Source organism: Micromonospora sp. NPDC005806, assembly GCF_042871425.1.
Taxonomy (GTDB): domain Bacteria; phylum Actinomycetota; class Actinomycetes; order Mycobacteriales; family Micromonosporaceae; genus Micromonospora.
Map to the genome: position 1 here is coordinate 163562 of NZ_JBIAIL010000009.1, position 26130 is coordinate 189691.

At 70.7% G+C, this 26130-nt stretch carries 24 protein-coding genes and 2 pseudogenes; 9 read left to right on the forward strand and 17 right to left on the reverse strand.

Annotated features, from left to right (window positions below; translation table 11 throughout):
* Positions 1 to 5: 5 nt before the first annotated feature.
* Together ACFYOS_RS12865 and ACFYOS_RS12870 are read left to right on the forward strand one after the other, a co-directional pair.
* The gene (locus tag ACFYOS_RS12865) at positions 6 to 4115 is read left to right on the forward strand and encodes a tetratricopeptide repeat protein (RefSeq protein WP_387139464.1); all 4110 of its coding nucleotides are present in this window, start codon (positions 6 to 8) and stop codon (positions 4113 to 4115) included.
* A gap of 220 nt (positions 4116 to 4335) precedes the next feature.
* A pseudogene (locus ACFYOS_RS12870) lies at positions 4336 to 4518 on the forward strand (DUF4262 domain-containing protein); the annotation flags it as partial.
* Between the two features lie 276 nt (positions 4519 to 4794).
* On the opposite strand, the gene ACFYOS_RS12875 reads toward ACFYOS_RS12870, so the two are convergent.
* The 12 genes from ACFYOS_RS12875 to ACFYOS_RS12930 form a co-directional block, all read right to left on the reverse strand.
* Positions 4795 to 7980, reverse strand: a complete 3186-nt coding sequence (locus ACFYOS_RS12875) for a BTAD domain-containing putative transcriptional regulator (RefSeq protein ID WP_387139467.1) — start codon at positions 7978 to 7980, stop codon at positions 4795 to 4797.
* Between the two features lie 31 nt (positions 7981 to 8011).
* A complete protein-coding gene (locus ACFYOS_RS12880) occupies positions 8012 to 8458 on the reverse strand; it encodes a pilus assembly protein TadG-related protein (RefSeq protein ID WP_387139470.1) in 447 nt (148 codons plus the stop codon).
* On the reverse strand, positions 8455 to 8922 hold the full coding sequence (locus ACFYOS_RS12885) for a hypothetical protein (RefSeq protein ID WP_387139473.1): 468 nt from the start codon (positions 8920 to 8922) through the stop codon (positions 8455 to 8457). Before ACFYOS_RS12885 ends, ACFYOS_RS12880 begins: the two co-directional genes overlap by 4 nt.
* Positions 8919 to 9359, reverse strand: coding sequence for a TadE/TadG family type IV pilus assembly protein (locus tag ACFYOS_RS12890; RefSeq protein ID WP_387139476.1), 441 nt, complete (start codon positions 9357 to 9359; stop codon positions 8919 to 8921). The genes ACFYOS_RS12885 and ACFYOS_RS12890 overlap by 4 nt, the downstream gene beginning before the upstream one ends.
* Positions 9360 to 9375: 16 nt before the next feature.
* Positions 9376 to 9576 (reverse strand): hypothetical protein, encoded by a 201-nt coding sequence (locus ACFYOS_RS12895; protein ID WP_109966482.1) that lies wholly within the window; start codon positions 9574 to 9576, stop codon positions 9376 to 9378.
* A 25-nt stretch (positions 9577 to 9601) separates the two neighbouring features.
* A complete protein-coding gene (locus tag ACFYOS_RS12900; RefSeq protein ID WP_387139480.1) occupies positions 9602 to 10474 on the reverse strand; it encodes a type II secretion system F family protein in 873 nt (290 codons plus the stop codon).
* Entirely contained in the window at positions 10471 to 11319 is an 849-nt protein-coding gene (locus ACFYOS_RS12905) for a type II secretion system F family protein (protein ID WP_387139483.1), read from the reverse strand. The genes ACFYOS_RS12900 and ACFYOS_RS12905 overlap by 4 nt, the downstream gene beginning before the upstream one ends.
* 3 nt (positions 11320 to 11322) lie before the next feature.
* The gene (locus tag ACFYOS_RS12910) at positions 11323 to 12630 is read right to left on the reverse strand and encodes a CpaF family protein (protein ID WP_387139486.1); all 1308 of its coding nucleotides are present in this window, start codon (positions 12628 to 12630) and stop codon (positions 11323 to 11325) included.
* Positions 12627 to 13370: a hypothetical protein gene (locus tag ACFYOS_RS12915; RefSeq protein WP_387139488.1), complete on the reverse strand. Its 744-nt coding sequence runs from the start codon at positions 13368 to 13370 to the stop codon at positions 12627 to 12629. The genes ACFYOS_RS12910 and ACFYOS_RS12915 overlap by 4 nt, the downstream gene beginning before the upstream one ends.
* 7 nt (positions 13371 to 13377) lie before the next feature.
* Positions 13378 to 14070: an SAF domain-containing protein gene (locus ACFYOS_RS12920; RefSeq protein ID WP_387139491.1), complete on the reverse strand. Its 693-nt coding sequence runs from the start codon at positions 14068 to 14070 to the stop codon at positions 13378 to 13380.
* Positions 14067 to 14675, reverse strand: a complete 609-nt coding sequence (locus ACFYOS_RS12925) for a hypothetical protein (protein ID WP_387139494.1) — start codon at positions 14673 to 14675, stop codon at positions 14067 to 14069. The genes ACFYOS_RS12920 and ACFYOS_RS12925 overlap by 4 nt, the downstream gene beginning before the upstream one ends.
* 248 nt (positions 14676 to 14923) lie before the next feature.
* The gene (locus ACFYOS_RS12930) at positions 14924 to 15361 is read right to left on the reverse strand and encodes a hypothetical protein (protein WP_387139497.1); all 438 of its coding nucleotides are present in this window, start codon (positions 15359 to 15361) and stop codon (positions 14924 to 14926) included.
* A gap of 864 nt (positions 15362 to 16225) precedes the next feature.
* On the opposite strand from ACFYOS_RS12930, the gene ACFYOS_RS12935 reads away from it, so the two are divergent.
* Positions 16226 to 16606: a winged helix-turn-helix transcriptional regulator gene (locus tag ACFYOS_RS12935; RefSeq protein ID WP_387139500.1), complete on the forward strand. Its 381-nt coding sequence runs from the start codon at positions 16226 to 16228 to the stop codon at positions 16604 to 16606.
* A 260-nt stretch (positions 16607 to 16866) separates the two neighbouring features.
* Here ACFYOS_RS12935 and ACFYOS_RS12940 read toward each other — a convergent pair whose 3' ends face one another.
* Both ACFYOS_RS12940 and ACFYOS_RS12945 read right to left on the reverse strand, forming a co-directional pair.
* The gene (locus ACFYOS_RS12940; RefSeq protein WP_387139503.1) at positions 16867 to 17073 is read right to left on the reverse strand and encodes a hypothetical protein; all 207 of its coding nucleotides are present in this window, start codon (positions 17071 to 17073) and stop codon (positions 16867 to 16869) included.
* A 339-nt stretch (positions 17074 to 17412) separates the two neighbouring features.
* Positions 17413 to 17648: pseudogene (locus ACFYOS_RS12945) on the reverse strand (IS630 family transposase); the annotation flags it as partial.
* Between the two features lie 226 nt (positions 17649 to 17874).
* Between ACFYOS_RS12945 and ACFYOS_RS12950 the strand changes: the two are divergent.
* Together ACFYOS_RS12950 and ACFYOS_RS12955 are read left to right on the forward strand one after the other, a co-directional pair.
* Positions 17875 to 20079 carry an ATP-dependent RecD-like DNA helicase gene (locus ACFYOS_RS12950; protein ID WP_387139506.1) on the forward strand — a complete coding sequence of 735 codons (2205 nt, stop codon included), beginning with the start codon at positions 17875 to 17877 and terminating at the stop codon, positions 20077 to 20079.
* Between the two features lie 33 nt (positions 20080 to 20112).
* Positions 20113 to 20364: a hypothetical protein gene (locus ACFYOS_RS12955; RefSeq protein WP_387139509.1), complete on the forward strand. Its 252-nt coding sequence runs from the start codon at positions 20113 to 20115 to the stop codon at positions 20362 to 20364.
* A 63-nt stretch (positions 20365 to 20427) separates the two neighbouring features.
* Here the strand turns inward: ACFYOS_RS12955 and ACFYOS_RS12960 are convergent, their stop codons facing one another.
* Entirely contained in the window at positions 20428 to 21099 is a 672-nt protein-coding gene (locus tag ACFYOS_RS12960) for an HNH endonuclease family protein (protein WP_387139512.1), read from the reverse strand.
* Between the two features lie 261 nt (positions 21100 to 21360).
* Here ACFYOS_RS12960 and ACFYOS_RS12965 point away from each other — a divergent pair, with 261 nt between their 5' ends.
* Both ACFYOS_RS12965 and ACFYOS_RS12970 read left to right on the forward strand, forming a co-directional pair.
* Positions 21361 to 21927 carry an endonuclease/exonuclease/phosphatase family protein gene (locus ACFYOS_RS12965; protein WP_387139515.1) on the forward strand — a complete coding sequence of 189 codons (567 nt, stop codon included), beginning with the start codon at positions 21361 to 21363 and terminating at the stop codon, positions 21925 to 21927.
* 37 nt (positions 21928 to 21964) lie between these two features.
* Positions 21965 to 22312, forward strand: a complete 348-nt coding sequence (locus ACFYOS_RS12970; protein WP_387139517.1) for an endonuclease/exonuclease/phosphatase family protein — start codon at positions 21965 to 21967, stop codon at positions 22310 to 22312.
* A 97-nt stretch (positions 22313 to 22409) separates the two neighbouring features.
* On the opposite strand, the gene ACFYOS_RS12975 is transcribed toward ACFYOS_RS12970, so the two are convergent.
* A complete protein-coding gene (locus ACFYOS_RS12975; RefSeq protein WP_387139520.1) occupies positions 22410 to 23480 on the reverse strand; it encodes an ATP-dependent DNA ligase in 1071 nt (356 codons plus the stop codon).
* Between the two features lie 925 nt (positions 23481 to 24405).
* Between ACFYOS_RS12975 and ACFYOS_RS12980 the strand changes: the two genes are divergently transcribed.
* Both ACFYOS_RS12980 and ACFYOS_RS12985 read left to right on the forward strand, forming a co-directional pair.
* Positions 24406 to 24777, forward strand: a complete 372-nt coding sequence (locus tag ACFYOS_RS12980; RefSeq protein ID WP_387139610.1) for an ArsR/SmtB family transcription factor — start codon at positions 24406 to 24408, stop codon at positions 24775 to 24777.
* A gap of 33 nt (positions 24778 to 24810) precedes the next feature.
* Positions 24811 to 25140: a DUF6924 domain-containing protein gene (locus tag ACFYOS_RS12985; protein ID WP_387139613.1), complete on the forward strand. Its 330-nt coding sequence runs from the start codon at positions 24811 to 24813 to the stop codon at positions 25138 to 25140.
* A 212-nt stretch (positions 25141 to 25352) separates the two neighbouring features.
* Here the strand turns inward: ACFYOS_RS12985 and ACFYOS_RS12990 are convergent, their stop codons facing one another.
* The gene (locus ACFYOS_RS12990; protein ID WP_387139523.1) at positions 25353 to 26078 is read right to left on the reverse strand and encodes a hypothetical protein; all 726 of its coding nucleotides are present in this window, start codon (positions 26076 to 26078) and stop codon (positions 25353 to 25355) included.
* Positions 26079 to 26130 lie beyond the last annotated feature (52 nt).

Sequence of the window (26130 nt, forward strand, 5' to 3'; positions counted from 1 at the left end):
CTGGCGTGTTCGACGCGACCCAACACGTCAGCGCCATCGCTGGGTTCGCATACGGCGCGATCGGCGCCGACGTGCACGTCCACGGCGACGGAAGTCCGTTGTACCTGTTGGAAGAGCATCGATCGCGACCCGGACCAGACCCGGACTGGCTTCGGCAGGCGCCCAGTCGCATGCTCAACGCGCACACGCGTCTTGTTCCGTTTATTGGACGGACGGCCGAACTGGACGAGGCCCGCCGCTGGCTGTCGAGCCGCGCCCGTCTGGCGGTGCACTGGATGCAGGGTCCGGGCGGACAGGGCAAGACCCGCCTCGCGAAGCACGTCGCGGACCTGGCGGCAGCCGACGGCTGGCGCGTCGTGTCTGCAACACACGGTGTGGGTGCCGTCCAACCACCGGCGTCGGCCCAGGACCTACGCACCGACGACCATCACGGCGTTCTGTTGATCGTCGACTACGCGGACCGATGGACGTTGACCGCGTTGACCTGGCTTCTGCGCAACGCGCTGCTGCACCGGCCGCACGTGCCGGCCCGGGTACTGCTTCTCGCGCGCTCGTCAACGAACTGGCCTGGTCTGCGCGGCATGTTGCAGAGTCCCGAGCTGCGCGCGAGCTTGTCGAGTAGCCGGCTCACCGGCCTGACCGGGCATGACCGTGACGGCCGGTGGGCGATGTTCGCTGCCGCACGCGAGGCTTTCGCCGGAATCTATGGGTTGCCGGATACGTCAGCGGTCACCCCGCCGGCTGGGCTCGACGCCGAACAGTTCAGCCTTATCCTGGCCGTGCACGTCGCGGCGCTTGTGGCTGTCGACGCCCATGCGACCGGCACGACGCCGGCCGATGATCCCGCCGCCCTGAGCGAGTACCTGCTGGATCGGGAGCGGTCGCACTGGGCTCTGCTCTACGAGGAGGGTCGCCACCGCGGCCTGGACTACGCGACGCCGCCGGTCCTCATGTCTCGCACAGTGTTCACCAGCTCCCTCACTGGTCGACTCCATCGCGAAACCGGATCCGCCCTATTGCGGTGGTTGGAGCCCGGCACGACGACGGAACGCATCCTCGCCGATCACCGCTACTGCTACCCGCCGTTAGCCGCTAACGGCGCCGAGGCCCCCGACTTCGTTTTGGAGCCGCTTTACCCGGACCGGCTCGCGGAGGACTTTATCGCGTTGTGCCTGCGTGACGGCGACACCGCCGCATGGGCGGGCGGACGCTTGGGGCAGCTCGTGCCTGCCGACGTGCAGCCGTCTTCCCCCTATGCGGGCCGCGCCGTGACCTTCCTGACGGCCGCCGCCGCCCGGTGGCCCCTTCTCGGCCGGCAACGACTGTACCCGCTCGTGCGCCGCTCACCCGAGTCGGCGCTGGCTGCGGGCAGCGCCACACTATCGGCACTCGCCGGACTCATCGAAATAGATATCGAGACCTTGGAGGCGATCGAGGCACGGATCCCCAAGCACGGCAACGTCGACCTCGACGACGGCCTCGCCGCTGTCAGCGTCGCCCTAACCCACCGCCGTGTCGAGACTGAGCAGGATCCCGCAACGCGGGGCAGCTTACGTCTCAAGAATGCCGAACGCCTCGCCCGTGCCGGGCGCATGGGTGAGGCACTGAAGGCCGCTGGAGATGCTGTCATCGACTTCAATTCGGTCCAGGACCCGGATACGACCGCACAGGGCCATCTCGGCGAGGCGCTGACCATCGTCGGCGGTGCCTTGACGACCACAGGGCGTTGCCACGAGGCGCTCGAGCCACTCGAGCGCGCTGAAGGTATCCTCCGGGCAGTCGCCTCGACGGACGTCGGCTGGCTGTTGTCACTGTCCATGACCATCAACAACCTCGGCATCACGCTGGCGCAGTTGGGCCGTCAGGACGACGCTCTCAAAATGCACCGATCCGGCGTCGAGTTGAACCGGCGGCTGGTCTCCGCTGCACCCGAGATAAGCTTGATCGATCTCGGGACGTCGCTGACCAATCTCGTCGCACGCCTTGCAGAGCTCGGCCGCTACGACGAGGCATTGCCTGCGGCGGTGGAAGCCGTCGAGATCCTTCGCGGCCTGGTTCACGACGAGCCCGCCCACCTACCAGCGTTGAACACGGCACTCACCAACGCCGGGGTCACTCACGCCGGTTTGCGCCAATGGCAAGAGGCCCTCGCCTGCGCTGAGGAGTCTCTGAGCATCAGCGCTCGCATGGCCGAGATCAACCCCGTGGCCTACACACCCGACCTGGCGACCGCCCAGCACAACCTCAGCGCTCGCCGCAGCGAGGTCCATCGATTCACTGACGCGCTCGCAGCCGTCGATGAGGCCATAGGCATCCGCCGCCGACTGGTTCGCGACAATCCAGTCGACTTCGCCTGGCTGCTGGCGACCTCCTTGGCGGCCCGCAGCGGGTATCTCGGAGCGATCGGACGCGGCGCCGAGGCGGTCGTGGATGCCGCCGAGGCGGTCGAGATCACCCGGGGTCTTGCGGAGACCAATCCGCCCGGTCACCTTCCCGGCCTCGGTTCGACACTCACCACGTATGCGTCGGCACTCTCAAGCCGCGGCCGACACGCTGAAGCGCTGGACGCGGCGGAGGAGGCCGAACATATCCTGCGGCGCTGCGCCGAGGTCGAACCGGTCGCACACCGCACAGCCTTAGCTACGGCACTCCAACGCCGCGCCGCTGCCCTCGTCGGACTCGGTCGGCCGCAGGCTGCCCTCGAGCCTGCCGCTGAAGCGCTGCGGACGTACGAAGGACTCGCCGAGCTGAACCCGGTGGCACACCTTGATCGTCTCGTCCCAGCGCTCAACCACGTTGGCCTCGCACTGTGGAACTGCGGCCGCCGAAACGAGGCAATTCCGCCAGCCGCACGAGCGGTTGAGATCTCCCGGCGCCTTGTTGCAGAGCGGCAGGACGCTTATCTTCCTGCGCTGGCCACTGCGCTCAACAACCTCGCGGTACGCCTCGCCGAGACCGGTTCACGTACGGAGGCACTCGCACCAGCTCAGGAGGCGCAGCGCCTCTGCGAGCAGCTCGAGCGGGAGAACTCAGGCGTTCACACCGCAGACCTGGCCATGACCACGCTCAACCTCGCATTGCGGCTGGCGTGGGCTGGACGAGTCACCGACGCGCGCGTTTACGCCCAGCGCGCCGTCCAGCTCTATCGGCAGCTGGTGGCAGCCAACCCGGACAGACACCGTCACGACCTAGCCGACGCATTGAGCAACCTTGGCGTGATGCTCACCGATCAGCACGAGTGCGGGTTGGCGCTGACCACGACCACAGAGGCGGTGGCGCTTTACCGCGAACTGGCGCGACGCGACGTGGCGGCACACCAGCATCGTCTCGCCGAAACACTGATCAATCTCGGACGCTGCCACGCTGCTGCCGGGCGCCGCGCTGAGGCATTGGACTGCGTCGAGGAGGCTGTGCGCCTCGTGGCGCCGCTCGTCGAACAGCACCCAGCAACACACGAGTACCTCCACGCAGCGGCGGTCGACGCGTTGGGCCTGCGCCTCGCCGAGGCCGAGCGCCCGGACGACGCGCTCCCAGTGGCACGGACAGCCGTCACCCTCTTTCGCGGACTGGTCGAACGCAATCAGTCTGCCTACCTGCCGGACTATGCGGTCACCCTCACCAATCTCGCCGCCACTCTGCTGGACGTCAACCAGCCTGATGAGGCGATATCGGTCGCTACCGAGGCCGCGAACATTCTGCGCCGACTTGCCACGGGCAATCCGGCAACTTACTCAACGCCGCTCGGCATCTCTATGAACAACCTGTATGTTGCTCTGGCCCGCTCGGAACGGATCGACGAGGCATTAACCGCAGCGCAGAAGTCGGTCGCGGCGTTCCGTGTAGCGATGACGAACTCATCCGTCCATGCCCCAACGCTGCTCAACGACCTGGTCGCTGTGGCCGGGATGTCGGTCGATCAGAATCGCGACCTGCCCGGTGCAACAGCTGCGCTTCATGAGGCATTGGACGTCTACGCGGGGCTGAGCACGCCTCATCCTGACTCGGCAAGATTGCGCAGCGTCGGCGGCATGGTGTTTCGCGCCCTCGTCGCGGAGGGCCGCGTCGTGGACGCGATGCGGCTGCGCGACCATTTCGCAGCCGTCATCGTGGCGTGATTGACGACAACAAGGGTCTGTCAACTTCCGTTTTTGCGCGCGTGAGGCGCTGGCGCGCTGTGAGGCGCCGCAAACTGAAGGTGGTGGAGGACCTCCTCGCCGGGGTGTCGCAGCAGCCCGGTAGGAGCAGCCCAAACCGGGAAACGCCGGGGAGGGTGGGAAGCAGCGTTGACAAAGCCGCGACGTCCCCGAGCTACTGATCGCAGGACTGGCCCCCGCCATATCGAAGGCGCCGCTCAACGACCTCGCCGGCAAGGGTGTGTACGACAGGGTCGAACGGTTCCACCACGGCCAGCGCATCAGCGACCTCATCGCCGGCTACGACGCCGTCATCGTGGGCGGCGATGCCATGCCGGAGTTGCATCCCGGCACCGCCGATGGCCGCTGCGGGCGCGACCGTGTGCGCCTGCAGCAGATCGTCTGGCCAGATCCGCAGGGCCGCTTCCCCTGGGACAGCAGCTACGCCTACCCCAGGGCTGCAGCCGGTCATCGGACGGCCATCGTCCCGCCCTGTCACCACGGGCTGGAGGCTGGGCCGGCGCTCTACGTGTATTGGCCCAGCCTCCAGCACGCCCTGCCGCCGACGGCTCGCGTGCCCACGCTCCCGGTGGGGTTCCGGGCGAGGAGAAAGGCGGCGTTTTGTCGGTCACCGTCCCGCAGATGCTGCCGAGCAAGGGCCTCAGACGGTCCTCCCGTCCTCATCGGGTGGACGGAGTACGCGGGAGCCGTGGCCGCCTCGCCGCAGGTCTGCCGTGAGGCGGTCGGCGAGTGTGAGGGTGTCGTCGCTGGGCTCGGCATCGATCTCGGCGAGCTGGCGGCTCAGGGTCCGGCGCAGCGCCCGCACGGCGTCGAGGTCGCCGAGCTGTGCGTGGGCGCGCATCGCTGTCTGGTAGAGCTCTTCGCCGTAGGGGTGTTGTGGGATCGCCGCGTCCAGTACGGCAAGCTGCTCGGCTGGGTGGCCGGTGAGTTCCTCGGCGAGGGCGACGGTGGCGTCGAGGGCCTCTTGGCGTATCGCCTCCCGGTAGGGCTCGAGCCATTCGTACTCGCAGCCCTGGGCTAGTGGCCGGCGGTAGGTGTCGACGGCGCGGCGCAGCGCCGCGACCCGCTCAGGCTTGCTGGTGGCGCCGTCGGCGGCGCGGATGGCGGCGCGCATCCTCCACAGGTCGATGTCGAAGCGCTGGGCGTTGAGCTGGTAGCGGTGGTTCGGGTGGGTGAGGTAGCTGCCGGGGCCGGCGTTGTGGCGCAGGACGCTGCGCAGGTCTGAGACGTAGGTGTGCAGCCGGTGCACGGCCTTGCTCGCTGGGGCGTCGGGGAGCAGGTCGTCCAGGATGGCCTCTGCGGAGGCGCTGCCGTCCCGGACTGCCAGGTACACGAGTAGTTCGAGGGACTTCGCGCGCAGGCTGCGTTGCGGGTCGGCGCCGACGATGCCCGGCGTGCCGAGCACGGCGACCTCGACCGGGATGGGCATGCCTGCGGTCGTCTGCGTGCGAGGTGGCGTCGGGGCGGCGGTGGCCGAAGCGTGGCCTTCGCCGGGGTCGTCGGTGTCTTCTGCAGCAGCAGGGCCGCCGCGGGCCGTGGAATCGGTGGCCGATGCCGTGCTGCCTGAAGAACCGGCGGTGCCGCTGTCGACTGGACGGGTGGGAGCTTTGGCTGCTGCTTCTGTCGGTGGCTGCGCATCATCAGGTTGGGTCGTCGGGTGGGCTGGCGGCAGCGGCTCGGGGTCCTGGTCGGGAGTGGGTGCGGCTTCGGCGGGGGCGGGCGCGGGAAGTTGGCCGGTGTGGGATTCCGCCAGGGTCGCTAGGAGGGTGGCGGTTTCGTCGGGGTTGATGACGGCGAGCCGGCCCACGTCTGCCGGGTGGGAGCCGTGGCGGGTGGTGACGCCGTCGGCGGGGGTGGTGGTGCCGTCATGGGCGACGTCGACGGTGTTCCCGTCGGGCCATGTTCCGAGGAGCACGCCGTGAATGTCCAGGCGTTGGCCTTGCGTGAGCAGGGCGGCGATGCGGGCGCGTTCGTGGCGGCCGGTGGCGTCGGCCAGCAGGATGATTGGTGGCAGGGGTTCTTCGTAGGGGTCGGCGGCGCGCAGGTCGGTGACGGTGTCGACCTCGTGTTGGTAGACCAGCCGGGTGCGGTGCAGTGTCTGCGCTTCCAGGATCTCCAGGGCGTCGTCGAGGCCGGCGGTGATGGTCAGCCGGGGCGTGCGGGGCAGGGTGACTGCGGCGGCGCCGAGCAGCGTCGCCGCGGTCGCTGAGGGCATCACCACCTGGGCGCGGGCTTCGGGGTGGTCCGGTCCGCCTGCGGCCAGGGCGGCGGTGAGGAATCCGCGGGCGGCGGCCTCCGCGCCGGGGCCGGTCAGGCCGAGCCCGGCGGGCGGCCATACCGTCGACAGCGGGTGGGCGAGGGCCGGCGACACCGGTGTGGGCTCGCCGCTGCCTTGTTCGGCGACGTCCTGGGCGGCTGCGGGGGTGGTGTCGGGGTCGCCGGTGCGGCCGTGGGTGGCCTGGGCGTCGGTGTCGTCGGGGTCGCGATGGGTTGCGGCGGTGGGGTGGTCGTCGCTGCCGTCGAACTCGTCGGTGTGCCTGTCGGCGGGGTCGTGGTCGGGCGTGTCCGGCTGCCCGGCGGTGGTGCGTTGCAGGGCGCGGCGGATCTGGCTGACTATGGGGGGCATGGGCGCGAGGTTCGGGTCGCCCAGGCGCGGCAGAGCCGAGGGCTTGCGGGGGGTGTAGCGGCGTTGGCGGTGTGCCCACACCAGCGCGGCGGCGGCGGCGATTGCCAGGGCGAGGCCGAGGTCGACCCAGCTTCCGGTGGGAAGTGGCACGCCGGGGTTGTGCCGCTCGCGGTTGGGGCGGCTGGTATGGGTTGGGCTGGCGCCGGCCGCGTCGCTCGTGCTGAGGGTGGCCGTGGTGGGTGCGGGCGCGGTGGTGCCGCTGCTGGTGGGCGTTGGGGCGGTGGCCGTAGTACTCGGGGTGGGGGTGGGTGCCGGCGCTCTGGTGGCGGTCGGTCCGGCCGTGGGGGTGACGTCAGGGTTCGTCGGGGGTGTCGGTGCCTCAGTGTCCGGGCGCTCTGTGGGTGGCTTGGGCGGCGCGGGTCGGGGTTGGTGGCCGGCGGGTGGGGTGGCGTCTGCGGGCAGGTCGAGGGTCCAGCCGGGGTAGATGATGTTCGGGTTGCGCAGGGTTCCGCCGACGTTGGTGAAGTGGGTGCCGCGGTTGAGGGCGAAGATTTCCGGCCAGCGGTGAGGGTCGCCGAGCCACTGCTCGGCTATCTCGGACAGGGTGTCGCCGCGCTTGACGGTGTAGGTGTATTCGCGGCCGGCGGCGACGAGGATCAGGTTCCCGGTGGTTTCGGTCTTGCGAGCAGGTGCCGCAGCGGCTGAGGGTGTGTCCGTCCCGGCCGCGGTGGCGGCCCGTCCGCTCGCAGGATGCGACGTGTCGGAAGCTGCTGTGATCATGACCGTGGTGCCGGGGTTGGCCTGTGTGGGCGAGGACAGGGGCGGTGTGGCGGCGTGGGCGGCGGTGGCGAGGACGCCTCCGGTGATCGTGGCGACGAGGAGCGCGGCGAGGCCCCGCGCGGGCGTGAGGGCGCGCGGTTGGGGTAGCCGCACGCCGGTGAGGGCGGCGGCGAGCTCGGCGATGACCGACCAGGCGAACGACGTCCAGGCCAGCCAGAGCAGTCCGACGAGGATGGCGCCGAGGGTCTGGTCGGTCAGTGGGGTGGTCAGGGTCGTCGCGATGTCGTGCCAGGATGGCAGGCTGTCCGGTAGCGGCGGGTGGAGGTAGCGCAGCAGGGCCCAGGGAACGCCGGCGAGCAGCAGCGCCAGCATCGCGGCGCCGGCGACGCGGCGGGCGGTGGAGGTGAGCAGGGCGAGCACGGTGGCAGCTCCCGGGATGTGTCGGGGGTGGTCAGGTGGGGGCGGTGACGCCGGTGAGTGGTGTGGCGGTGGCGGTGGCGGAGACGGGCAGGCTGGTGATGCCGACGAGGGTGAGCAGTTGGGTGGGCCGGCGCGTGGTGATGGTGACGGTGACGGTGGTGGTTGAGGCGGTGGCGGTGCCTGGGACGCCGGCCTGGGCGAGGAAGGCGCGGGCGGCGGTGGCGGCTTGGGTGGGGTCGAGTTGCACGGTGCCGGTGCGGCGGTAGGTGTTTAGGTCGATCTCGCGGGCGCCGGCGCGGGCGGCGGCCTGTGCGAGGTCGAGGACGCGGACCTTGTCGGACATGCCGAGGCCGAGGTCCAGGACGAGGCCGGCGAGGATGAGCACGATGAGCACGCCGGCGATGGTCCAGGGGGTGACCTGGCCGCGGTCGTCGTCACGCAGTCGCCGCAGCAGGCGGAGGGGCTGGTGGTGGGTCATGGTTGTTGTTCCCCGATGTAGGTGTCGACGGGTTGGCGGGCGGTGCCGGTGATGCGGACCGTGCCGGGCAGGCCGAGCCCGTAGAGGTCCTGCAGTGCGACGGTGCAGGTGACCGTGATGGCGACCTGCCCGCCGGGGGCGAGGGCACCGGCGTCGACGGTGATGGTGCGCGGTGAGCAGGTGATGTCGCGGCCCTGCAGTGTCGCGGCGGCGGCGTCCTGCCCGCCGGCGGCTGCGGCGGCGGGGCTGCGGGCCAGGGATGCTTGCCGGGCGGCGGCCGCGGCGGCGGCGTTGACGTCAAGGTTGGCGGAGACCAGGCGCAGGCAGGCGACGATCGCGACGGTGGCGAGGACCATCAGCGGCACGTAGCTGAGCACGATCTCGGTACTGACCGAGCCTGTGTCGTCGCGCCACCTCGCCGAGCGGCGTGCCGATCCAGGCCGGGCTGGCCGGCGGACGGTCATGCTTGGCCCTCCTTCGCCGACTCGGTCTGCTCCTGTCGTGGCAGGGCTTGGGGTCGGAATCGTTCGGTTGGGGCGGCGGCGGTGGTGGCGACTCGCAGGCGCAGGAAGGGCACGACGCGGGGAGCGGTGCCGCTGATGCGCACCGTGGTGCGGTCCTGGGTGCGGGTCACGTTGACCTGCCGGTCGCCGACGAGGCTGCCGGCGAGTTGGGTGAGCACCGTGTTCGCGTCGGCCTGTCCGGCTGTCGTGGTGCCCTGGTAGACGCGGGTGGTCTGCAGTGCGTGGTTGGCGGCGTGCTGCACCGCGAGGTGGGCCAGTCCCCAGGTGGCGAACTGCACGCCGAGTAGGACGAGCAGCATCAGCAGGGGGGCGTAGAGGACGACCTCGGTGGTGACCGAACCCCGGTCACCACCGAGCCGTCGTCGCGTGCGGCGCACCGTAGTCCCCCGGCCTTTAGAGGTTGATGCCGGTCATCTTCGTGATGATCTTGGTGTTGAAGATGGCGTAGACGGCGGCGACGAGGATGACGAGGAACGCGATCCACAGGACCTTCTCGGTGGTCTCGCTGCCCTGGTCGCCGGAGTCGCGCAGGCGGCGCATCCGGTCGGTCAGGGTGAGGCCGAGCAGGGTCAGTGCGGCGTGCAGTCGGGACACGATGTCTGCTCCTTTACGAGCGGGGTTAGAAGGCGTCGATGGCGGCGACGGCCGGGTAGAGCAGGAAGATCATGTAGGCGACGGCGAGCAGCATCACGGGCATCGACATGCGTTCGGTGGCGGAGTTGGCCTTGGCCTCGAGGGCGTTGGCCTGGTGGGCGCGCATGGTGGCGGCGCGGATGCCCAGGGAGGTGCGGATCCGGGCGCCTTCGGCGCCGGCGAGGCTCATGGTGGCGGCCAGTTCCTGCAGTTCGATGACGCCGGTGTCCTCGCCGAGCTGGCCGAGAGCCTGCCAGGGTGGGAGGCGCAGGAGCCGGGCGGTGGCCACGGCCCGGTTCAGGCGATTCGCGGCCCAGCCGGAGGTGTCTGCGCAGGCGTCGTCGAGGGCTTGTTCGATTCCGGCGCCGCCGGCCAGGGAGATGACGACCAGGTCGAGCACGGCGGACAGGGCGTGGCGCAGCTCGTCGCGGCGGCGTTGCGCCTCGGCGTGCACCGTCGTTTCGGCGAGCCACCACCCGCCGACACCGCCGGCGAGCGACGCCCACAGCGGCACACCGGCGGCGAAGGTGGTGCCGCCTGCGGCCAGCAGCGCGACGACCAGGGGCGGCAGCAGCAGGCCGGCGATCACGGCGAGGGTCTGGTCGGCCAGGTGCGCCGCGACGGGACGCTCCAGCACGGCCAGGTCGGCGCGGGTGCGGACGCCCGGCAGGTTGACCGCCTGCCACGGCCCGGCCAGCGCCCGCACGCGCCACGGCAGCGGCTCGCCCACCGGTTCGGGTGCCCGGCGCAGCCCGTCGAGGACCTGGGTCAGGCTGGGGCGGGCGGGCACCAGAGCGGACACGGCGAGGATCACGCCGATACCGGACACGACGCCGGCGGCGAGGACCAGGGGGCTCATGCCGGTCTCCGTTCGCCGGCTTCGGAGAGGATGCGGGGTGGGGCGGGGATGCGGGAGGCGCGGGCCAGCCACCAGAACCCGCCAGCGAACACCGCGCCGACGAGGAGCAGGACCATCTGGCCGGTGAGGGTGCCGTAGAGGGCGAGGAAGCCGCGGTTGAGCACGATCAGCCCGGCGACCATCACCACCGAGGTGCCGGTGATGACCCGGGCGGCGGTGCGGGTGGTGGCCCGGGTGGTGGCCACCCGCATCCGGATCGAGGCCTGCTCGCGGGCGGTGGCGGCGAGGCTGGTCAGGCTGTCGGTCAGCTGCCCGCCGTGGTAGCCGGCGGCCTGCTGCAACGCCCGCACCACCAGGTCGGCGGTCGGGTCGGCGAGCTCGGCGGCGAAGACCCGCAGCGCGTCATGCAGCCGCGCCCCCGACCGGACGCCATCGGCGAGGGCCTGAACCTGCGGGCGGATCGGTGCCGGGGTGACCGCGGCGGTCGCGGTGATCGCCTGCTCCAGCCCGGCCGCCGAGGACAGGGTGTCGCGCAGCAGTTCCGCCCACGTCGCGATCGCCTCGATGCGCCCCAGTGACCGCTGGTGCTCCCGGTCCGGGCCGAGGATCCGCGGCAGGGTCCACATTCCTGCTGCGGTCAGCAGTGCCGCGACCGGCCAGCGGGTCAGCACGGCGGCGGCGAACCCCGCCGTCACCGACACCGCCAGGCGGGTGCGGTCCGCCGGCGTCCACGCTCGCCGTGGGGAGGCCGGCGCCGGGCCGGGCGGGCGGCGGCGTAGCCCGTCGACGATCAGGGTGAGCCCGGCCGCGCACACCAGGCCGAGCAGGATCGGCAGGAGATTCACCGGTCACCACCGGTCCTTGTCGAGCAGGTCGGGGTCTAGGCCGGCGGCGACGAGCTGGTCGAGGGTGTCCGCGCGCATCGGCGCCGCGGGCAGTGCGCGCCGGTCCGGGCCGGGCCGGTAGATCTCGTTGCTGGGCACCTGCGTGCCGTCGGTTTCGAGGACCTGCCGGATGGAGGAGACCACCCGGGTGCCGTCGGTCGCGGTGTCCAGGTGGATGACGAAGTCGACGGCCTGGCCGATGAGCATGTTCGCCGCGTCGAAGGGGAACCGCTCCGGTGCCTGCATGACGTAGGTGGCCAGCCGGGAAAGGGCCTGCTTCGACGAGGAGGCGTGCAGAGTGCACATCGACCCGTCGTTGCCCTGCGACATGGCCAGGAGCATCGGCACGGCTTCGGCGCCGCGGGACTCGCCGACGATGACCCGGTCGGGGCGCATCCGCAGCCCCCACCGCACCATCGTGGACATGTCGATCCCGCCGACGCCCTCCAGGTTCGGTTCACGCTGCTGCAGGGCGGTGGTGTTCGGGTGGGCGTCTGCGTCCTCGTCCAAGCCCAGCTCGTAGGCGTCCTCGACGGTGACGATGCGCTCCAGCGGGCTCATCGCCCCCGCGGCGGCCCGCAGCAGGGTGGTCTTCCCGGCGCCGGTGCCGCCGGAGATGATCAGGTTCTTGCGGGCGCGGACCATCGCCGCGATCAGCTCCCGCAGCCCCAGCGTGATCTCCCCGCGCTGCTGCAGGTCGCCGAGGGTAACCTTCTGCAGCACGTTACGGCGGATCGACAGGCTCGGTCGCTTCGCCACGGCCATGACCGCGAAGAGCCGCTGCCCGCCCGGCAGGCGCAGCGACAATCCCGGCGACCCCCGGTCGAAACGCCGCTCCTCCTGCCCGCTGCGGGCCGCCGCGACGCGGACGAGGTCAACCAGGTCGGCGTCGGAAGCGGCCACCGGCGGCACCCGCATCACCCGGCCCTCGGTGGTGCGGATCCACACGTTGTCGCAGCCGTTGACGAAGATGTCCTCGACCTGCGGATCGTCCAGCAGCCGCTGCAACCCGCCCAGCCCGGTGAACGAGTCCCGCAACGCGCGGGCGACCGCCGCCTCCGCCCGCGGCGACGGCGGGGTACGGCCCGCGGCGATGTCCCCCTCCGCGCTGCGCACCAACTCCTCAGCGATAAGCCCGGCGATCAGGGCGTCACGCTCAACGTCGGGCAACCCGGCGCCCCGTTCGGCGAGCCGGTCGCTGACCCGCGCCCGCAGGCGCGCCACTACCTCCGGCGGCGCCGCCGACCCCCCAGCAGGGTCCGGCCCGGTCACCGCGACACCACCCCCGACTCCGCCTCATTCCCGTGGTTGACCTGCTGGTGCAGGGTCGCGGCGAGGTCGCGCAGGGCCCGCACCAGACGGGTGCGCTGCCACGCCCAGCCGGTCAACCGGCCCGCCAGGACACCGGCTCCCCACCGGTCGCGCGGCAACACCGCCCACACCGGCGCTCCCAGCCGCGCGGCGATCTCACCCGCTGGGTAGGAGCCGGGCCCGGCGAGCGCCAATCCCAGGGCACCGGGCCGCAACATCTCCCGCAGCCCCGGCATCCGCGCGTCCACATGATCCAGGTACTCCGTGGCCGGCATTGCGAGGACCAGCACCGCGTCGGCGGCGGGCAGCAGTCCCGCGGCGGGGCTGCCCGGGTAGAGCCGGCCCACGTCCGCGACCACCACGCCCGCCCCGTCCCGCAGGACGGTGGCCGAATGTCGGCCCAGCACGGTCACCGACCCGGCGGCGGTTTCCGCCGACCCCGGCGCGACGACCGCCTCGATGCCCAGCGGCAGCCCCTGCAGGTGCTCGGCCATCGACTCCACCCCGCCGCCGTGGCGGGTCGCCGCCGCCAGCGAGGTCAGGCCCGGTTGCTGCGCCAGCCCGAACCGGGCCGCGACCACCCCACCTGACGGGTCCGCCTCCACCAGCAGCGCCGGCCCTCCCGGCCACTGCGCTGCCAGCCCCACCGCCGTCGTCGACACGCCTGGAGAACCCGACAACGACGCGCACACGATCAACATGTGGTCCTCACCTGCCTGGCCCGAGCTGCACCACCGACACGTCCCCCGTCGCCGACGCGACCGCCTCCGCCGCGTCCGCGGCGAGCAGCACCGTCACCAACTGCGTGCCGACCTGGTCCGCGCCCGCCTCGACCGACACCACCGTCGCCACCGCCCGCCGCACCCCCGCCCCACCCGCGGGGCCCTGCGGCGCGGTCTGGCCCGCGCCGGCCGGCGGCGCGACCAGCACCAACACCCGCGCTCCCGCCGCCAGCCCGGCCGGCGCCCGGCCCGGCTTCACCGGCAGCGCGATCACCGCCTGCCCCGCCGGAGGCCACGCCGCCGGCCCCACCTGCCCGACGGTGAGCAGGCTGCCCACGGTCAACGGCACCGCCGCGGTCCGACCCACCACGTCGGCGCGCTGCCCAGCCGGCAGCAACGCCAACCCCGAGGAGTTCGCCACCCGCACCACCTCGACGTCCCCGTCGGCGATCACCTGCCCCGCCTCGACCGGCCGCGCGACAGCCAGGAACGACTCATCCGCGTGCCGGCGCAGGTCGACCTGCCAGAACACGACCACGCTCAGCACCACCAGCAGCGCCCCCACAGCGACCCGACGGCCGCTGCGCTGCCCCACCCGCCGCCCGGGCTGCGACGCCGCCACCGCCCTCGCAGCCCGGTCCGCTCCCGCCGACAGCGGGCGGTTCACCGTCACGCTCATCGCTGCCCCGTCACCGTCGCCTGCGACTCCGCCACCGGCAACCGCTCCGACCCGGTCGTCGTCAACGGCGGCACCGTCGCACTGCGCCCACCACCGGACCAGGACACCGACCAGGTCACCGTCGCGGTCAAGGTGAACGCGTTACCCGGCGCGCCCGCCGAGCTGACCCGGTAGGTGTGGCCGCACGACGACGCCGCTCTCGGATCGCCCCCGGGGTGCCACGGGGTTCCCGGCCCCTCGCACACCACCACATCGCCAGTGCCGTCACCCGGGCTCCACACGACCCGCACCGGCGTGGCCGTTGCAGTCACCGACATCCCCGGCACCGACGCTGTCGCCGAACGCCGCCCCCACGTTGAGGGATCCACCCACCACCACACCGGGACCTGCGCCAGCACACCCGCCGCTGCGCTGGGGTTCCTTCGGATCGCGGGGGCTGGCAGCCGCAGTCGCGACACCGCCACACGTGCCAGCGCCTCCGGGTCAGCGACCTGCCCGTCGGCCAGCCACACCACCCGCTGCGAGCCGATACCGTCCTGCTCGCACGTCTGCTCGTACCAGGCACCCGGCCCCGCACCCGCCGGCGGCGCCTGCTGCTGCGGCAACCTCCTGTAAGTACAGGGCGATTCGCTGCCCCCGCTGGATCCGTCCCCGGACCCGCCGTTGCCGTCGCCGCCGGACCCGGCACCGCCGGGTGCTCCCGAGCTGCCGGCGGAGACGTCGCAGACCGGAACGTTGGGTGTCTCGCTGCAGTCCACCTTCCCCCAGCCGTCTCTGGCCGAAGCCGGCGACGGCGGAAGGAGGATGAGTGCGCAAGCCCCTGCCAATGCTGCGGCCAAGGCCTGCGGTCGCTTCAGCACGTGCCGACCTCCTGTACACCGAAGCTCGTGACCTTCCAGCCCTCGCCACGACGGTTCACCACCGTGGCGGTCGCCGACCTACGGCCCCCTGGCTCGTCGTCAGCGAGCTCACCCGCGGCCGTATAGACGAGGAACCGCGTCCCATCGAGGCAGTCCGTCACGGTTACCGTCGTGGGATCGCCTGGCGGCACGGCGTCCGCCGCCCGAGGGCTGGAACCGAACTCGCCCTTAATTACCTGCTTCTCGCTGCGGTACTCGGCAAGACCCTTGCGCAGGGTCGCTAAAGCTTCGTCAGCCGCGTAGCGGGCCAGGTCGGGTTCATCCGGGTTGGCGGCACGACCTGCCTTCGCATAGGCCCGCCACATGCCGCTGTAGGCAACCAGCGCTGCCTGCTCCGCGGCGTCTCGGGCATCCGGAGCCGGCGCCGACACAGATGGCTGCGCACTTTCGTTCGCCTTGGGGGAATCGGTGCTACGGCACGCTCCCACCAAGCCCAGCACAACGACGGCAGCGGTGACGCGAAGCCGTCGAGGCCAGGGCGCAGGGAAAAACCTGGGGACACGCTTTATCCTCTGGTCACCGTCCGTCACGTTGTGCACGTTCAACCGGACGCGTGCCCGCCGTACCATGACACCCCCGCAGAAGTCGCACCAATCACGGTCTGAAACACGTCTACACCCAACACCCGCAGTTACCGCAAGGTGCTTACCGGCCAGTGACTACCGGTTGGTAACCACCTCTTGGCAACTAGCGATGCACATGTATGGGTAAGAACCGGACGCCGAGTGTCGGGTTCGCGCACTATGCCCGCAGGGATCGAGAATCCTAGAACCGCGCAACCATCGCCGGGGAGTACGGAAATGAGGAGCGATGACGAGGGCCGCGACCTAACGATCTCGCAGCCGGACTGCCCCGCAGTTCGAGCCCGATCACGGCGCTCGCTACTCTGTGCACATCGGAGGGTGCTGCCCTCGAGGAGCTTCATCACGCGGTGCGGTGTCCGGCCGGGCAGCGAGTTAGGACAGGACTTCCGGTGGCTGGCAGCTGTCGGCCTGGTGCGTCGCGAGCCAGCATCGGGCAGCTGGGTCGTCAGCGACCCCGCCGCGATCTATCGACTCTCCGAGCCCGGGCACGCCCTAGCCAAGTCAGCAGTGGAACACGCTGAAGGGTGCGACAACCTGCGCAGTTGCCAAGAGCGCGCAACTATCTGACGCATCCCCCGTCACAGGGACGGCGGTCAATCTCACAGCCGAACGTGGTTCACGGATTGCATTCGTGTGATTACACTCGCCGAGTTGGCCGACCGTGACCGGGAGGGACGGCGGGTGCGGCGTATTGAAACTGTCTACGATGCGGTCAGGCTGTGCGGGCACCGGTGGAGCCTGGAGATCCTGACCGTCCTGGATCACCACCGGCAGATGCGATTCACCGACCTGCAGCAGACAATTCGACCGACACCCAGTTCGAAGTCCCTCATCGAAGCGCTGCGCCGCCTACAAGACCACGGCCTGGTCGACCGTTCCACACTCGCCGACGCCAGCCCTTACCAGCTCAGTGCCGCAGGGCAGCACCTCCTGCCACTCCTGCTGACCTTCATGGACCAGCTTCAGAAGTGGACAGACACGTACCGCGACGGCACCGGCCAGCGCGTCGATCGCGGCACCGACGCGCGATAGCCCTCGCACGCGCACGGGCGCCGGCAGACTCACGACGAGCATCGCAGCGGCCGTCCTCGCCGTGAGCCCGGCGGGCGTGGCCGCAGGAACGTCGCTCCCATCATTGGTGCGACGCCTCACGATTCCGGTCGGGCCGGCGCCGGATCCTCGTGCCTCCCATGTCCCGGAGACGGTGCAGGGCAAACTCTGCCAAGCCATATCGCCCCCGGGTCCTCGAATCCGACTGGCGTTCGGGGTGGGACTCCGTCTTGCCTTGGCGGTCAGGGCGGCTCACGGCCGATCGATCGGGCAACGGGTTCATCCCGGCCGTCTGGCTGGAAGTCCTGTACGCAGGTGCCCTGCTCGCCGTTATCGACGTAGCCGTACGTCGCCTGCCCACCCTGGTCATCCGCTCCGCCGCAATCACGGCCGGCGTGCTCCTGCTTATGCACGACCTGCTCGCCGACCGGCCGTCCCTTCTCGGGCACGCGCTGCTGGCTGCGGCGGCGCTCGGCGGCGGGTACGCCCTCTTGGCCCTGCCGATGGGTGTCAGCCTGTGCATGGGCGACGTACGGCTCGCCGCGCTGCTCGGACTGGCGTTCGGTGCCGTCAGTTGGTCGGCCGTGCTGGTCCGCGGGCTCCTGCCCTCATCGACTCGCCGCGGCGGTCGCGCTGGAAGGACTCGCCCGACGGATACCCGACCTCCCCTTCGACCTTCTTCTCGTCGGCGGTGCCGTGCTGGCGGCGCTCATCGGTCCATGACCGCAAGGGCACCCGTGAGGAACACAGCTCGTGCGCTGACGAAGACCGTTTGCCGGGTCTGAGTGTCAGGCGGCGTTGGCTCGAGGCCGTCCCCAGCGTTGTTGACGTTCGCTGCCGATGCGGGCTCGGTCCCGGCGTTGGGCGGCGAGGACGTCGCGGTGGCGAGCGTTGGCCTTTCGCCAACGCAGGTACCGCTGCAGCTCAGGGCCAGCACGGTGTGGTTGGGGTAGTTGAAGTTGGCCAGGGTGAACGCGCCTTGCGGACCGAACTGGGCCGCGATCGGGTTAGCCCAGGACGCCTGGGCGGTGGACGCCGAGGACTGAGCCAAGCGGCGGGTCTGGTCAAGGCGGGCGTGGCCGGGCAACTCCGGCGACCTCGACCAGGTCGGCGCCGGCCCGCACCATCGTGGTGGCGAAGATGTGCCGCCAGACGCGGGCGGATGCCTCGGTCAGCGAGGCCAACCGCTGGCGGGCGGCATTTGGCCGGGCGGATAGCACTGCCGCCTCGGCAGAGGGCAGGATGGGCGGGTGACTGCCCCTACTCGCCCGCCATTGGCAGTATTGGATGCGGTGTTGGAGCGGTTGACCTACGTCAACGAGGAGACCGGTTACACCGTCGCCCGGGTGGCTACTGACCGCAGCTCCGACCTGCTGACCGTGGTGGGGGCGCTGCTGGGCGCGCAGCCCGGGGAGAGTCTGCGCCTGTCCGGGCGGTGGTCGTCGCATCCGCAGTACGGACGGCAGTTCGAGGTCGACTCCTACACCACGGTCCTGCCGGCCACGATCCAGGGCATCCAGCGGTACCTCGGCTCGGGCCTGGTCAAGGGCATCGGTCCGGTGTTCGCCGAGCGGATCGTGGCCCACTTCGGCCTGGACACCCTGCGGGTCATCGAGGAGGAGCCCTCCCGGCTGGTGGAGGTGCCGGGGCTGGGGCCGAAGCGCACGGCGAAGATCACTGCGGCGTGGGCGGAGCAGAAGGCCATCAAGGAGGTGATGGTCTTCCTGCAAGGTGTCGGGGTGTCGACGTCGCTGGCGGTGCGGATCTTCAAGCAGTACGGCGACGCGTCCATCGGCGTGGTCACGAAGGAGCCGTACCGGCTGGCGGCGGACGTGTGGGGCATCGGGTTCAAGACCGCCGACACCATCGCCCAGGCCGTCGGGATCCCGCACGACAGCCCCCAGCGGGTCATGGCCGGGCTGCAGTACACCCTGTCCGAGGCCACCGACAGCGGCCACTGCTATCTGGCTGCCGCGCAGCTCGTCGCCGACGCCGCGAAGATCCTCGATGTGCCCGGGGACCTCGTCAACCGCTGCCTCGACGACCTCGCCGGCGACGAGGGCGTCGTCCGCGAGACGCTGCCCGGCCCGGACGGTGAACCGGTGCAGGCGGTGTACCTGGTGCCGTTCCACCGCGCCGAGCAGTCCCTCGCCGGCTCCCTGCTGCGCCTGCTCAACGACCGGGCCGACCGGCTACCCCACTTCGCCGGCGTCGACTGGGGCAAGGCCCTGGCGTGGTTGAAGGCGCGCACCGGCGCCGACCTGGCCCCGGAGCAGGAACAGGCCGTCCGCGTGGCGCTGACATCGAAGGTGGCGGTGCTGACGGGCGGGCCGGGCTGCGGCAAGAGCTTCACTGTCCGCTCGATCGTCGAACTCGCCGCCGCTAAGAAAGCCAAGGTCACCCTCGTCGCCCCGACCGGCCGCGCCGCCAAACGCCTGTCCGAGCTCACCGGCCACCCCGCGGCCACCGTGCACCGGCTGCTGCAACTACGCCCCGGCGGGGACGCCTCCTACGACCGGGACAACCCCCTCGACGTGGACCTGCTCGTGGTTGACGAGGCCTCCATGCTCGACCTGATCCTGGCCAACAAGCTCGTCAAAGCTATTCCACCCGGCGCGCACCTGCTGCTGGTCGGCGACGTCGACCAACTCCCCTCCGTCGGCGCCGGAGAGGTCCTCCGCGACCTGCTCACCGCCCCCGCCATCCCCCGGGTGCGGCTGACGCAGATCTTCCGCCAGGCCGCCCAGTCCGGCGTCGTCACCAACGCCCACCGCATCAACGCCGGCCGCCCACCCCTCCTGGAAGGCCTGTCGGACTTCTTCCTGTTCGCCTGCGATGACACCGACGCCACCGCCAACCTGACCGTCGACGTCGCCTGCACCCGCATCCCCGCGAAGTTCGGGCTCGACCCACGCCGGGACGTGCAGGTCCTCACCCCCATGCACCGCGGCCCCGCCGGCGCCGGCACCCTCAACACCCTGCTCCAGCAGCGCCTCACCCCGCACCGCGAGGGCCAGCCAGAGCGACGAATGGGCGGGCGGGTGTTCCGCATCGGCGACAAGATCATCCAAATCCGCAACAACTACGACAAAGGCCAAGCCGGCATCTTCAACGGCACCCTCGGCATCGTCACCGCCCTCTCCCCCGAGGAACAGACCCTCACGGTGCGCACTGACGAGGACGAGAGCATCGACTACGACTTCGACGAACTCGACGAACTCGCCCACGCATACGCCATGACCATCCACCGCTCTCAAGGCTCCGAATACCCCGCCGTCGTCATCCCCCTCACCACGAGCGCGTGGATGATGCTGCAACGCAACCTGCTCTACACCGCCGTCACCCGCGCCAAAAAACTCGTCGTCCTCGTCGGCTCCCGCCGCGCCCTCGCCGCCGCCGTACGCACCGTCGGCGCCGGCCGCCGCCACACCGCCCTCGACCACCGACTTAGCTGACATACGCCAGTCGAACACTTGTACGATGCCGTGGTGGAGGACGTGGCAGCAAGATGGTGGAACGGGATCTGGGGGCGCCTGGGCCGCCGCGACGTGTGGCTGACCCGCCAGGTCCGATGGAAGGTCGTCGCCCGCGCCGGCGACAGCGAGACAGGCCGGGTGCTGCGGTGGGAGTTCGACACCGAGCCCGAAGCTCTCGCGATGGTCCAACGTCTCCTCGCCGCCGACGCAGGCGGCAGTTGGCGCAAGCAAGCCAGCGACGCCGCATCATCCCCGCCCCAGTGACGGCTCAGGTTCCGGCCGGCGGTCGCGTCCCAGAGGGCAGCGCCGCCGGCCGGAGCTGCGCGGTCAGGAGCTGCAGGTGTTGAGCATGCCCTGCAGCGCAGACTTCTCCGAGGACTGCAGCTTCAGCCCCCAGCTGTACTTCACGGTGATCCACATCTTGCTGTAGGTGCACCGGTACGACGACAGCGGCGGCTGCCACGTCGACGGGTCCTGGTCACCCTTGGACTGATTCACGTTGTCCGTGACCGCGATCAGCTGCGGGCGGGTGAGGTCGTTGGCGAAACTCTGCCGGCGGCTGGTCGTCCAGGAGCTGGCGCCGGAGCGCCACGCCTCCGCGAGGGGCACGACGTGGTCGATGTCGACGTCGGAGGCGGCGGTCCAGGTCGCCCCGTCGTACGGGCTGTACCAGCGCCCGGACGTGGCAGCGCAGGAGCTGTTGACCACGACGGAGGTGCCGTCACGCTTGAGGACCGTCTCGCGGGTGTCGCAGCTGCCGCTGATGGTGATCCAGTGCGGGAACAGGTCGCGGGAGTAGCCGCTGGTCGAGCCCTGCGCCGCCACCGTCAGGGCGTTGAGCTGTGACTGTGCCGTCGCCTTGGAGGGGATTCCCGGAGGCGTGGCCGCGGCTGGTTGCGCGTTCACGGCCACCAGGCACGCGCCGGCGAGCGCGGCGACGGCCGTCGCGGCGACACGTCGCCGCAGGGAGGATCGGGTGGACATCTGGGTGTCTCGCATGTGGGCCTCCTGGGAAACCGTGGTGGACAGCGACCATCTCCAACGATCATGTCCATCGAAGGTCATCCTTGTGAAGGGGTGGAGGCACTTCCGCGAAGACTGAATTCAATACCCCGCACCGGGCCCTCAGCACCTCGCGGCCCTCTTGCAGCTGGCCTGCTCGTGGCTGTCGACATGGCGACCTAGCGGCAGTCGAGGATCTCCCGGCGGCCTACAGTGCGACGTTGAGCCTGGTAGCGGACCTGAATGCAGGGAGCGACGGTGGCCAACGATCTGATCGTCATGACCTGGAACGTGGAAAACCTGTTCCGGCCCGACGACACCGACCCCTCAGCCGCGGAAACCTACGCCGCGAAGCTCTCCTATCTGGCCGGGCTCATCTCCGGCACCGGCGCCAACGTCGTCGCCCTCCAAGAGATCGGTTCTTCGGCAGCCGCTGAAGATCTCCGGGCCGCCCTCGGCGAGCCCTGGCAGGCGGTCGTGTCCGCCCACCCGGACGGCCGTGGGATCCGCGTCGCCCTCCTCGCCCGGCACGCCCTCACCGAGAAAGCGCAAATCATCGCGCTGCCGCAGGCCGGCCTGCCGGCGGTCCCCGGCGTCGACGGCGACACGCTCACGCACCTGGGCCGCGGAGCGGTTCAGGTCCACGTCGACTGCGGCGGCCCTGGCCTACGACTGCTCACGGCTCACGGCTCACCTCAAGAGCAAACTGCTCAACCCAGGCGGACGACGCTATCCGCGCAACGAGGACGAGCGCGCCTGCGGCGCCGGCTACGCCCTGCTGCGCCGTACCGCCGAAGCCGTCGCCGTGCGCGTACACCTCAATGACGTCCGCGCCGAATCCTCGGTGAACGGGCAGCCCGGCATGCCGACGATCCTGTGCGGGGATTTCAACGACGGACCCGACGCCGTCACCACCGTCTTGCTCGAAGGACCCGCCGACGGGGACGTCCACCGCCCCGACATAGGCGACGCGGTCCGGCTGTACAACCTTGGGCGCCGCCTGCCCCCAGCCCGCGCCTACTCCCGCATCTACCAGGGCCACGGTGAGCTCATCGACCACATCCTCGCCACCCGCGACCTGCAGCTGCGCCTGGTCGGCATCGACTCCCTCGTCGACGACATCACCTCCATCGGCGTGTCCACCCGAAGCCGTGAGGCTGCCATCGTGCCGGACCACGCCCCGGTCGTCGCTCGCTTCACCCAGCCGTAGAGCGACGGCCAGCGGTCGCCGAGGGCGTAGACGGCCGCCCTCAACCTGGGTGACTGAGGTTGTGAAGCCAGCCAGGGATTGTCGCCGGATCCGCCCGTCAGCGGCTCGGCGTCCCGAACGGGTCTTCACCTTCGCCGAGGAGCAGCGGCACGTCGTAGACCGACATGTCGGTCCGGGCCCTGGCGTACCGCACCCGGTGGCGCCACCGCTGGTGCTCGAACGCCACGTCGGCCTCGATTTCCGCCACCACGGTCGGCTCCACCTGTACGTACCGCAGCGGCTCGGGCTGGTCCAACTGGCCCGACCAGGACGCGGGCAGCGGCTGCGGCCACGGGTGGGCCACGACGCAGCGGCGCGGAAGCCGCGGCGGCGCGAGCAGCGCGGCCAGCTCCACGGCCTGGATGGTGGTCAGGGGGTGGGTGCGGCCGGTGTATCGCAGCCGTCCCCGCCGGTCGAATCGGCCCAGCAGCACGGTCTCCGGGATGCTGATGCTGCCGGTCACCCCACCGACGATGGCCTCCGTGACGATCTGGGTCCGGAACTTCGACCAGCCTCGCCGGCCGGACTCGTACCGGCCGGCCAGGCGCTTGCTCACCACGCCCTCGATGCCCGCCGCGACGGTCCAGTTCAGCAACCAGTCCGACACCTGCCGCATGTCGGCCGTCTGCGGGGTCAGGGTGAGCTGCGCCGGCGCGTCGGCGAGCAGCTGCTCCAGCCGTGCCCGACGTTGCGACAGCGGCAGGTCCAGGATCACCTGTCCGCCGGCGTCCGCGAGCAGATCGAACAGCACGTAGTGCGCGGGGCACTCGCGTGCCAGGCGCAGCAGGGCGCGGCCGGCGGTGACGCGTCGCTGCAGCTGCGCGAAGTTGGTTCGGCCACGCTCCCAGACGATCAGCTCACCGTCGAGGACCACGCCTGGCGGGATGGCCGTCCGGATCGCGCGGGTGATGTCCGGGAAGTACGTGGTCAGGTTCCGGCCGGCCCGCGACTGGAGGTACACCCCGTCGGTCTCGCGGAAGGCGATCGCCCGCCACCCGTCCCACTTCGGCTCGTGCACCAGGCTGGGGCCCTCGGGCACCGCGTCGACCGGCGCCGCGAGCATCGGCGCGACCGGCCGACGCAGCACGGGTGCCGCCGCCGCGCTTGCCCGCGGGCGGGCGGGAGTCACCTCCAGCTCCGCCCGTGCCGGCCGTGAACGCGTCTCATCATTCGTCCCCCACGTCATCGTGGGTACGACGGAGGCCGTCTCGGGCGGAGATCCGCGACAACGAATCCGCCCGCGGCTCGTGCCACCGGTGGCGTTCGACCAGCAAGCGAGGGAGGTCGCTGATCACGTCGCCGCCCGCGGCGCGTCGGGCCACCTACGCCCCACGCTCAGCCAGCCTCACCAGGGGATCGCCGACCTGCGCGGACTGCCCACGGGCGGCCACTCCCCACCATGACTTCAGCGGCAGGCCGCGAACGGACCCTCTGGCGGTTCTTGCGCTACTCGCTCGTGGGACACGGTCCGCAAGCATGGCGACAAAGCGCAGGTCCCAGGGGTGCTAGCAGGTTCGGCCATGATCAGGGCGTTTTCCACAGGCACGCGAGTTGTCCACAGCCTGGGGACCGGCCGTGGTGCGCCAAGGTCTCGACGGCGAAGCTGAGCTGGTCGGCGAGGCCGCCGCCCGGCTGCTGGCCACGGCCACACGCAGGTGGAGCAGCCCCAGCCGCAGGCCACCGACCACCGGTCCCCGCGTCAAGCAGCGGCGCGGGGACCGGCTGCACGCGTACGCAGCTAACGAGCGGACCCGGCCCGCATCCGCAGCCCTTGCCGGCCTGCGCATACAGGGTGCTCGTAGTGCACGCCCCCTGCCCGGAGAACACGCACCGTCGAATGGGTGGACGTGCTGCTGCGCGGCGGGCCAGGTGACGGGCACATCGTCCCCGGCAGCGGGGAAACCGTCCTGTGGCAGGCCTGCCTGTACGAGATCACGCCCGCGGTTGAACACCGGCGTGGACGCGACCTGCGGGTGTACCAACACCGCCCGGACTGCTGGCCATCGGGGTACTGGTCCTGGTTCCACCGGCCTATCGATGGTGTTGGTGGAACGATGGCAGACGTGGGAACTGCGAAAACTGCTATACCTGCCATCTCGCCGCTTGCTGGCGAGCCGATCAAGCGTGCCGATGCCGCGCGGCTCGCGGGAGTGCTGAAGGCATTCGCCGACCCGGCCCGGCTGCGACTGCTCAGTCTCATCCAGTCCGCTCCGGAGGGCGAGGCGTCCGTGAGTGACCTCACCGCGCCGCTTGGCCTCTCCCAGCCGACCGTGAGTCACCACCTTCGCATCCTCACCGAGGCCGGCCTGCTCGAGCGCGAGAAGCGCGGCGTCTGGGCGTACTACCGCCTGATGCCGTCCGCGATCGCGGCGATAGCTGACCTGTTGACGCCGCCCCGCAAGCGGGCGACGAAGAAGGCCCGCTGAGCGACACTGTCGAACGCCGGCGCCGGTGCCCTCATCACCGGAGGCCCTTACCCCAACGCGACCTTCGTCAGCGACCCTCAGTACGCCGCGGTAGGAATCCATGCCCTGGTCCAAGCCGATGCCGACGCGGACGATGACGACAAGCTGACCTACCTGTTCCTCGCCGACTCGACCACCATGGCCGACGACGAGCACCCGCTGCTCGCCGTCGACCTCTACGGCCAGCCCGGCCGCACCTTCCGGGTGCCGCCCCGCTGGAACGCCGAAGTCTGCGCCAACATGTCCATCGCGAACATGGACTTCGCCGACTTCGCCGACTTCGCCGACGAGTCCGGCACGTTCCGCGGCCTCGAGGGTGACTGACCAAGCCCGTGAAGGAGAGGCCAATAGCCCGCCGAATCGGGCACGCCGCGGACTGGAGAGCGAGGCACAAGGTCTACCAGTACCGGCCGCCCGCGACGGAGACGAAAGACTGACAGCTTGTCGCAGCACGTCGATAGCCCCTGCCGTCAGGTCTTATCCCGCGCCTTGAAGCGACGCCCCTGTTGGCCCGTTCCGACCCGGTACCCGTTTCCCTACTCAGAAATTGGCCCGGCTTGCCGGCGGCGCAGCGTGCGGATCCACCCCTGGGCGGTGTGCCGGGGCACGTCGTAATGGTCGGCGACAGCCGTCACACTGCCGGCCTGCTGGTAGACCGCTTCGAGATCGGCCGGTGAGCGCCGGTACATCCGTCCCTCGCCTCCGGAGGATCCGCCTTTGGCGCTCCGCTTCGTGGCCTTCGCCGCCGTAGTCGTGGCCTTGACGCCCGTTGCGGTCTTCGGCTTGCCCGCTCGGCTGTGGGTCGCGCCGGCGCCTGACGCCCGGGTGGCCTTCTTCGCGTTGCTTGCCTTGGTCGCCGGTGACGCCTGCTTGGGCACCACGACGTCAACCGCACCAGCTTCCACAGGGTTACTCGTAGCCGGCTCATCCGCACCCCTGGTAGGGGCAGTGGGCTGGACCGCCGTCGGCTCGACGGCGGGCTCACCGTCGCCGATGGGCACGGCGCCGGCTGCGGGCGCCTCGTCGGATACGGCGATGGGCGGCGTGGCTATCGCCTGCCGCCCACCGGCGGCGGGCGCGATCGCCCTCAAGAGCAGGTCCAGGTCGACCGCGGGGATCTGGCCCGCGGTCAGCCCGTCCCCCTGCCCGGCGCGAACGACCAGTTCGGTGATGCGCGGGGTGGTGTCGTTCACCTCGACCTTCAGGGTTGTGATCGCTCGACTGGGATCGTCAGCGGCGATGGTGATGGTGTAGGAACTCATCGAATCATTGCCTCCAATGTGGATACCGGCTGTCGCCTCATGTAAGACGTCC

Coding starts and splice junctions, on each gene's coding strand:
- ACFYOS_RS12880 (WP_387139470.1), bottom strand. CDS start 8,458: ATGACCCACCACCAGCCCCTCCGCCTGCTGCGGCGACTGCGTGACGAC.
- ACFYOS_RS12885 (WP_387139473.1), bottom strand. CDS start 8,922: ATGACCGTCCGCCGGCCAGCCCGGCCTGGATCGGCACGCCGCTCGGCG.
- ACFYOS_RS12900 (WP_387139480.1), bottom strand. CDS start 10,474: ATGAGCCCCCTGGTCCTCGCCGCCGGCGTCGTGTCCGGTATCGGCGTG.
- ACFYOS_RS12915 (WP_387139488.1), bottom strand. CDS start 13,370: ATGTTGATCGTGTGCGCGTCGTTGTCGGGTTCTCCAGGCGTGTCGACG.
- ACFYOS_RS12920 (WP_387139491.1), bottom strand. CDS start 14,070: ATGAGCGTGACGGTGAACCGCCCGCTGTCGGCGGGAGCGGACCGGGCT.
- ACFYOS_RS12960 (WP_387139512.1), bottom strand. CDS start 21,099: ATGCGAGACACCCAGATGTCCACCCGATCCTCCCTGCGGCGACGTGTC.
- ACFYOS_RS12970 (WP_387139517.1), top strand. CDS start 21,965: ATGCCGACGATCCTGTGCGGGGATTTCAACGACGGACCCGACGCCGTC.
- ACFYOS_RS12980 (WP_387139610.1), top strand. CDS start 24,406: ATGGCAGACGTGGGAACTGCGAAAACTGCTATACCTGCCATCTCGCCG.
- ACFYOS_RS12990 (WP_387139523.1), bottom strand. CDS start 26,078: ATGAGTTCCTACACCATCACCATCGCCGCTGACGATCCCAGTCGAGCG.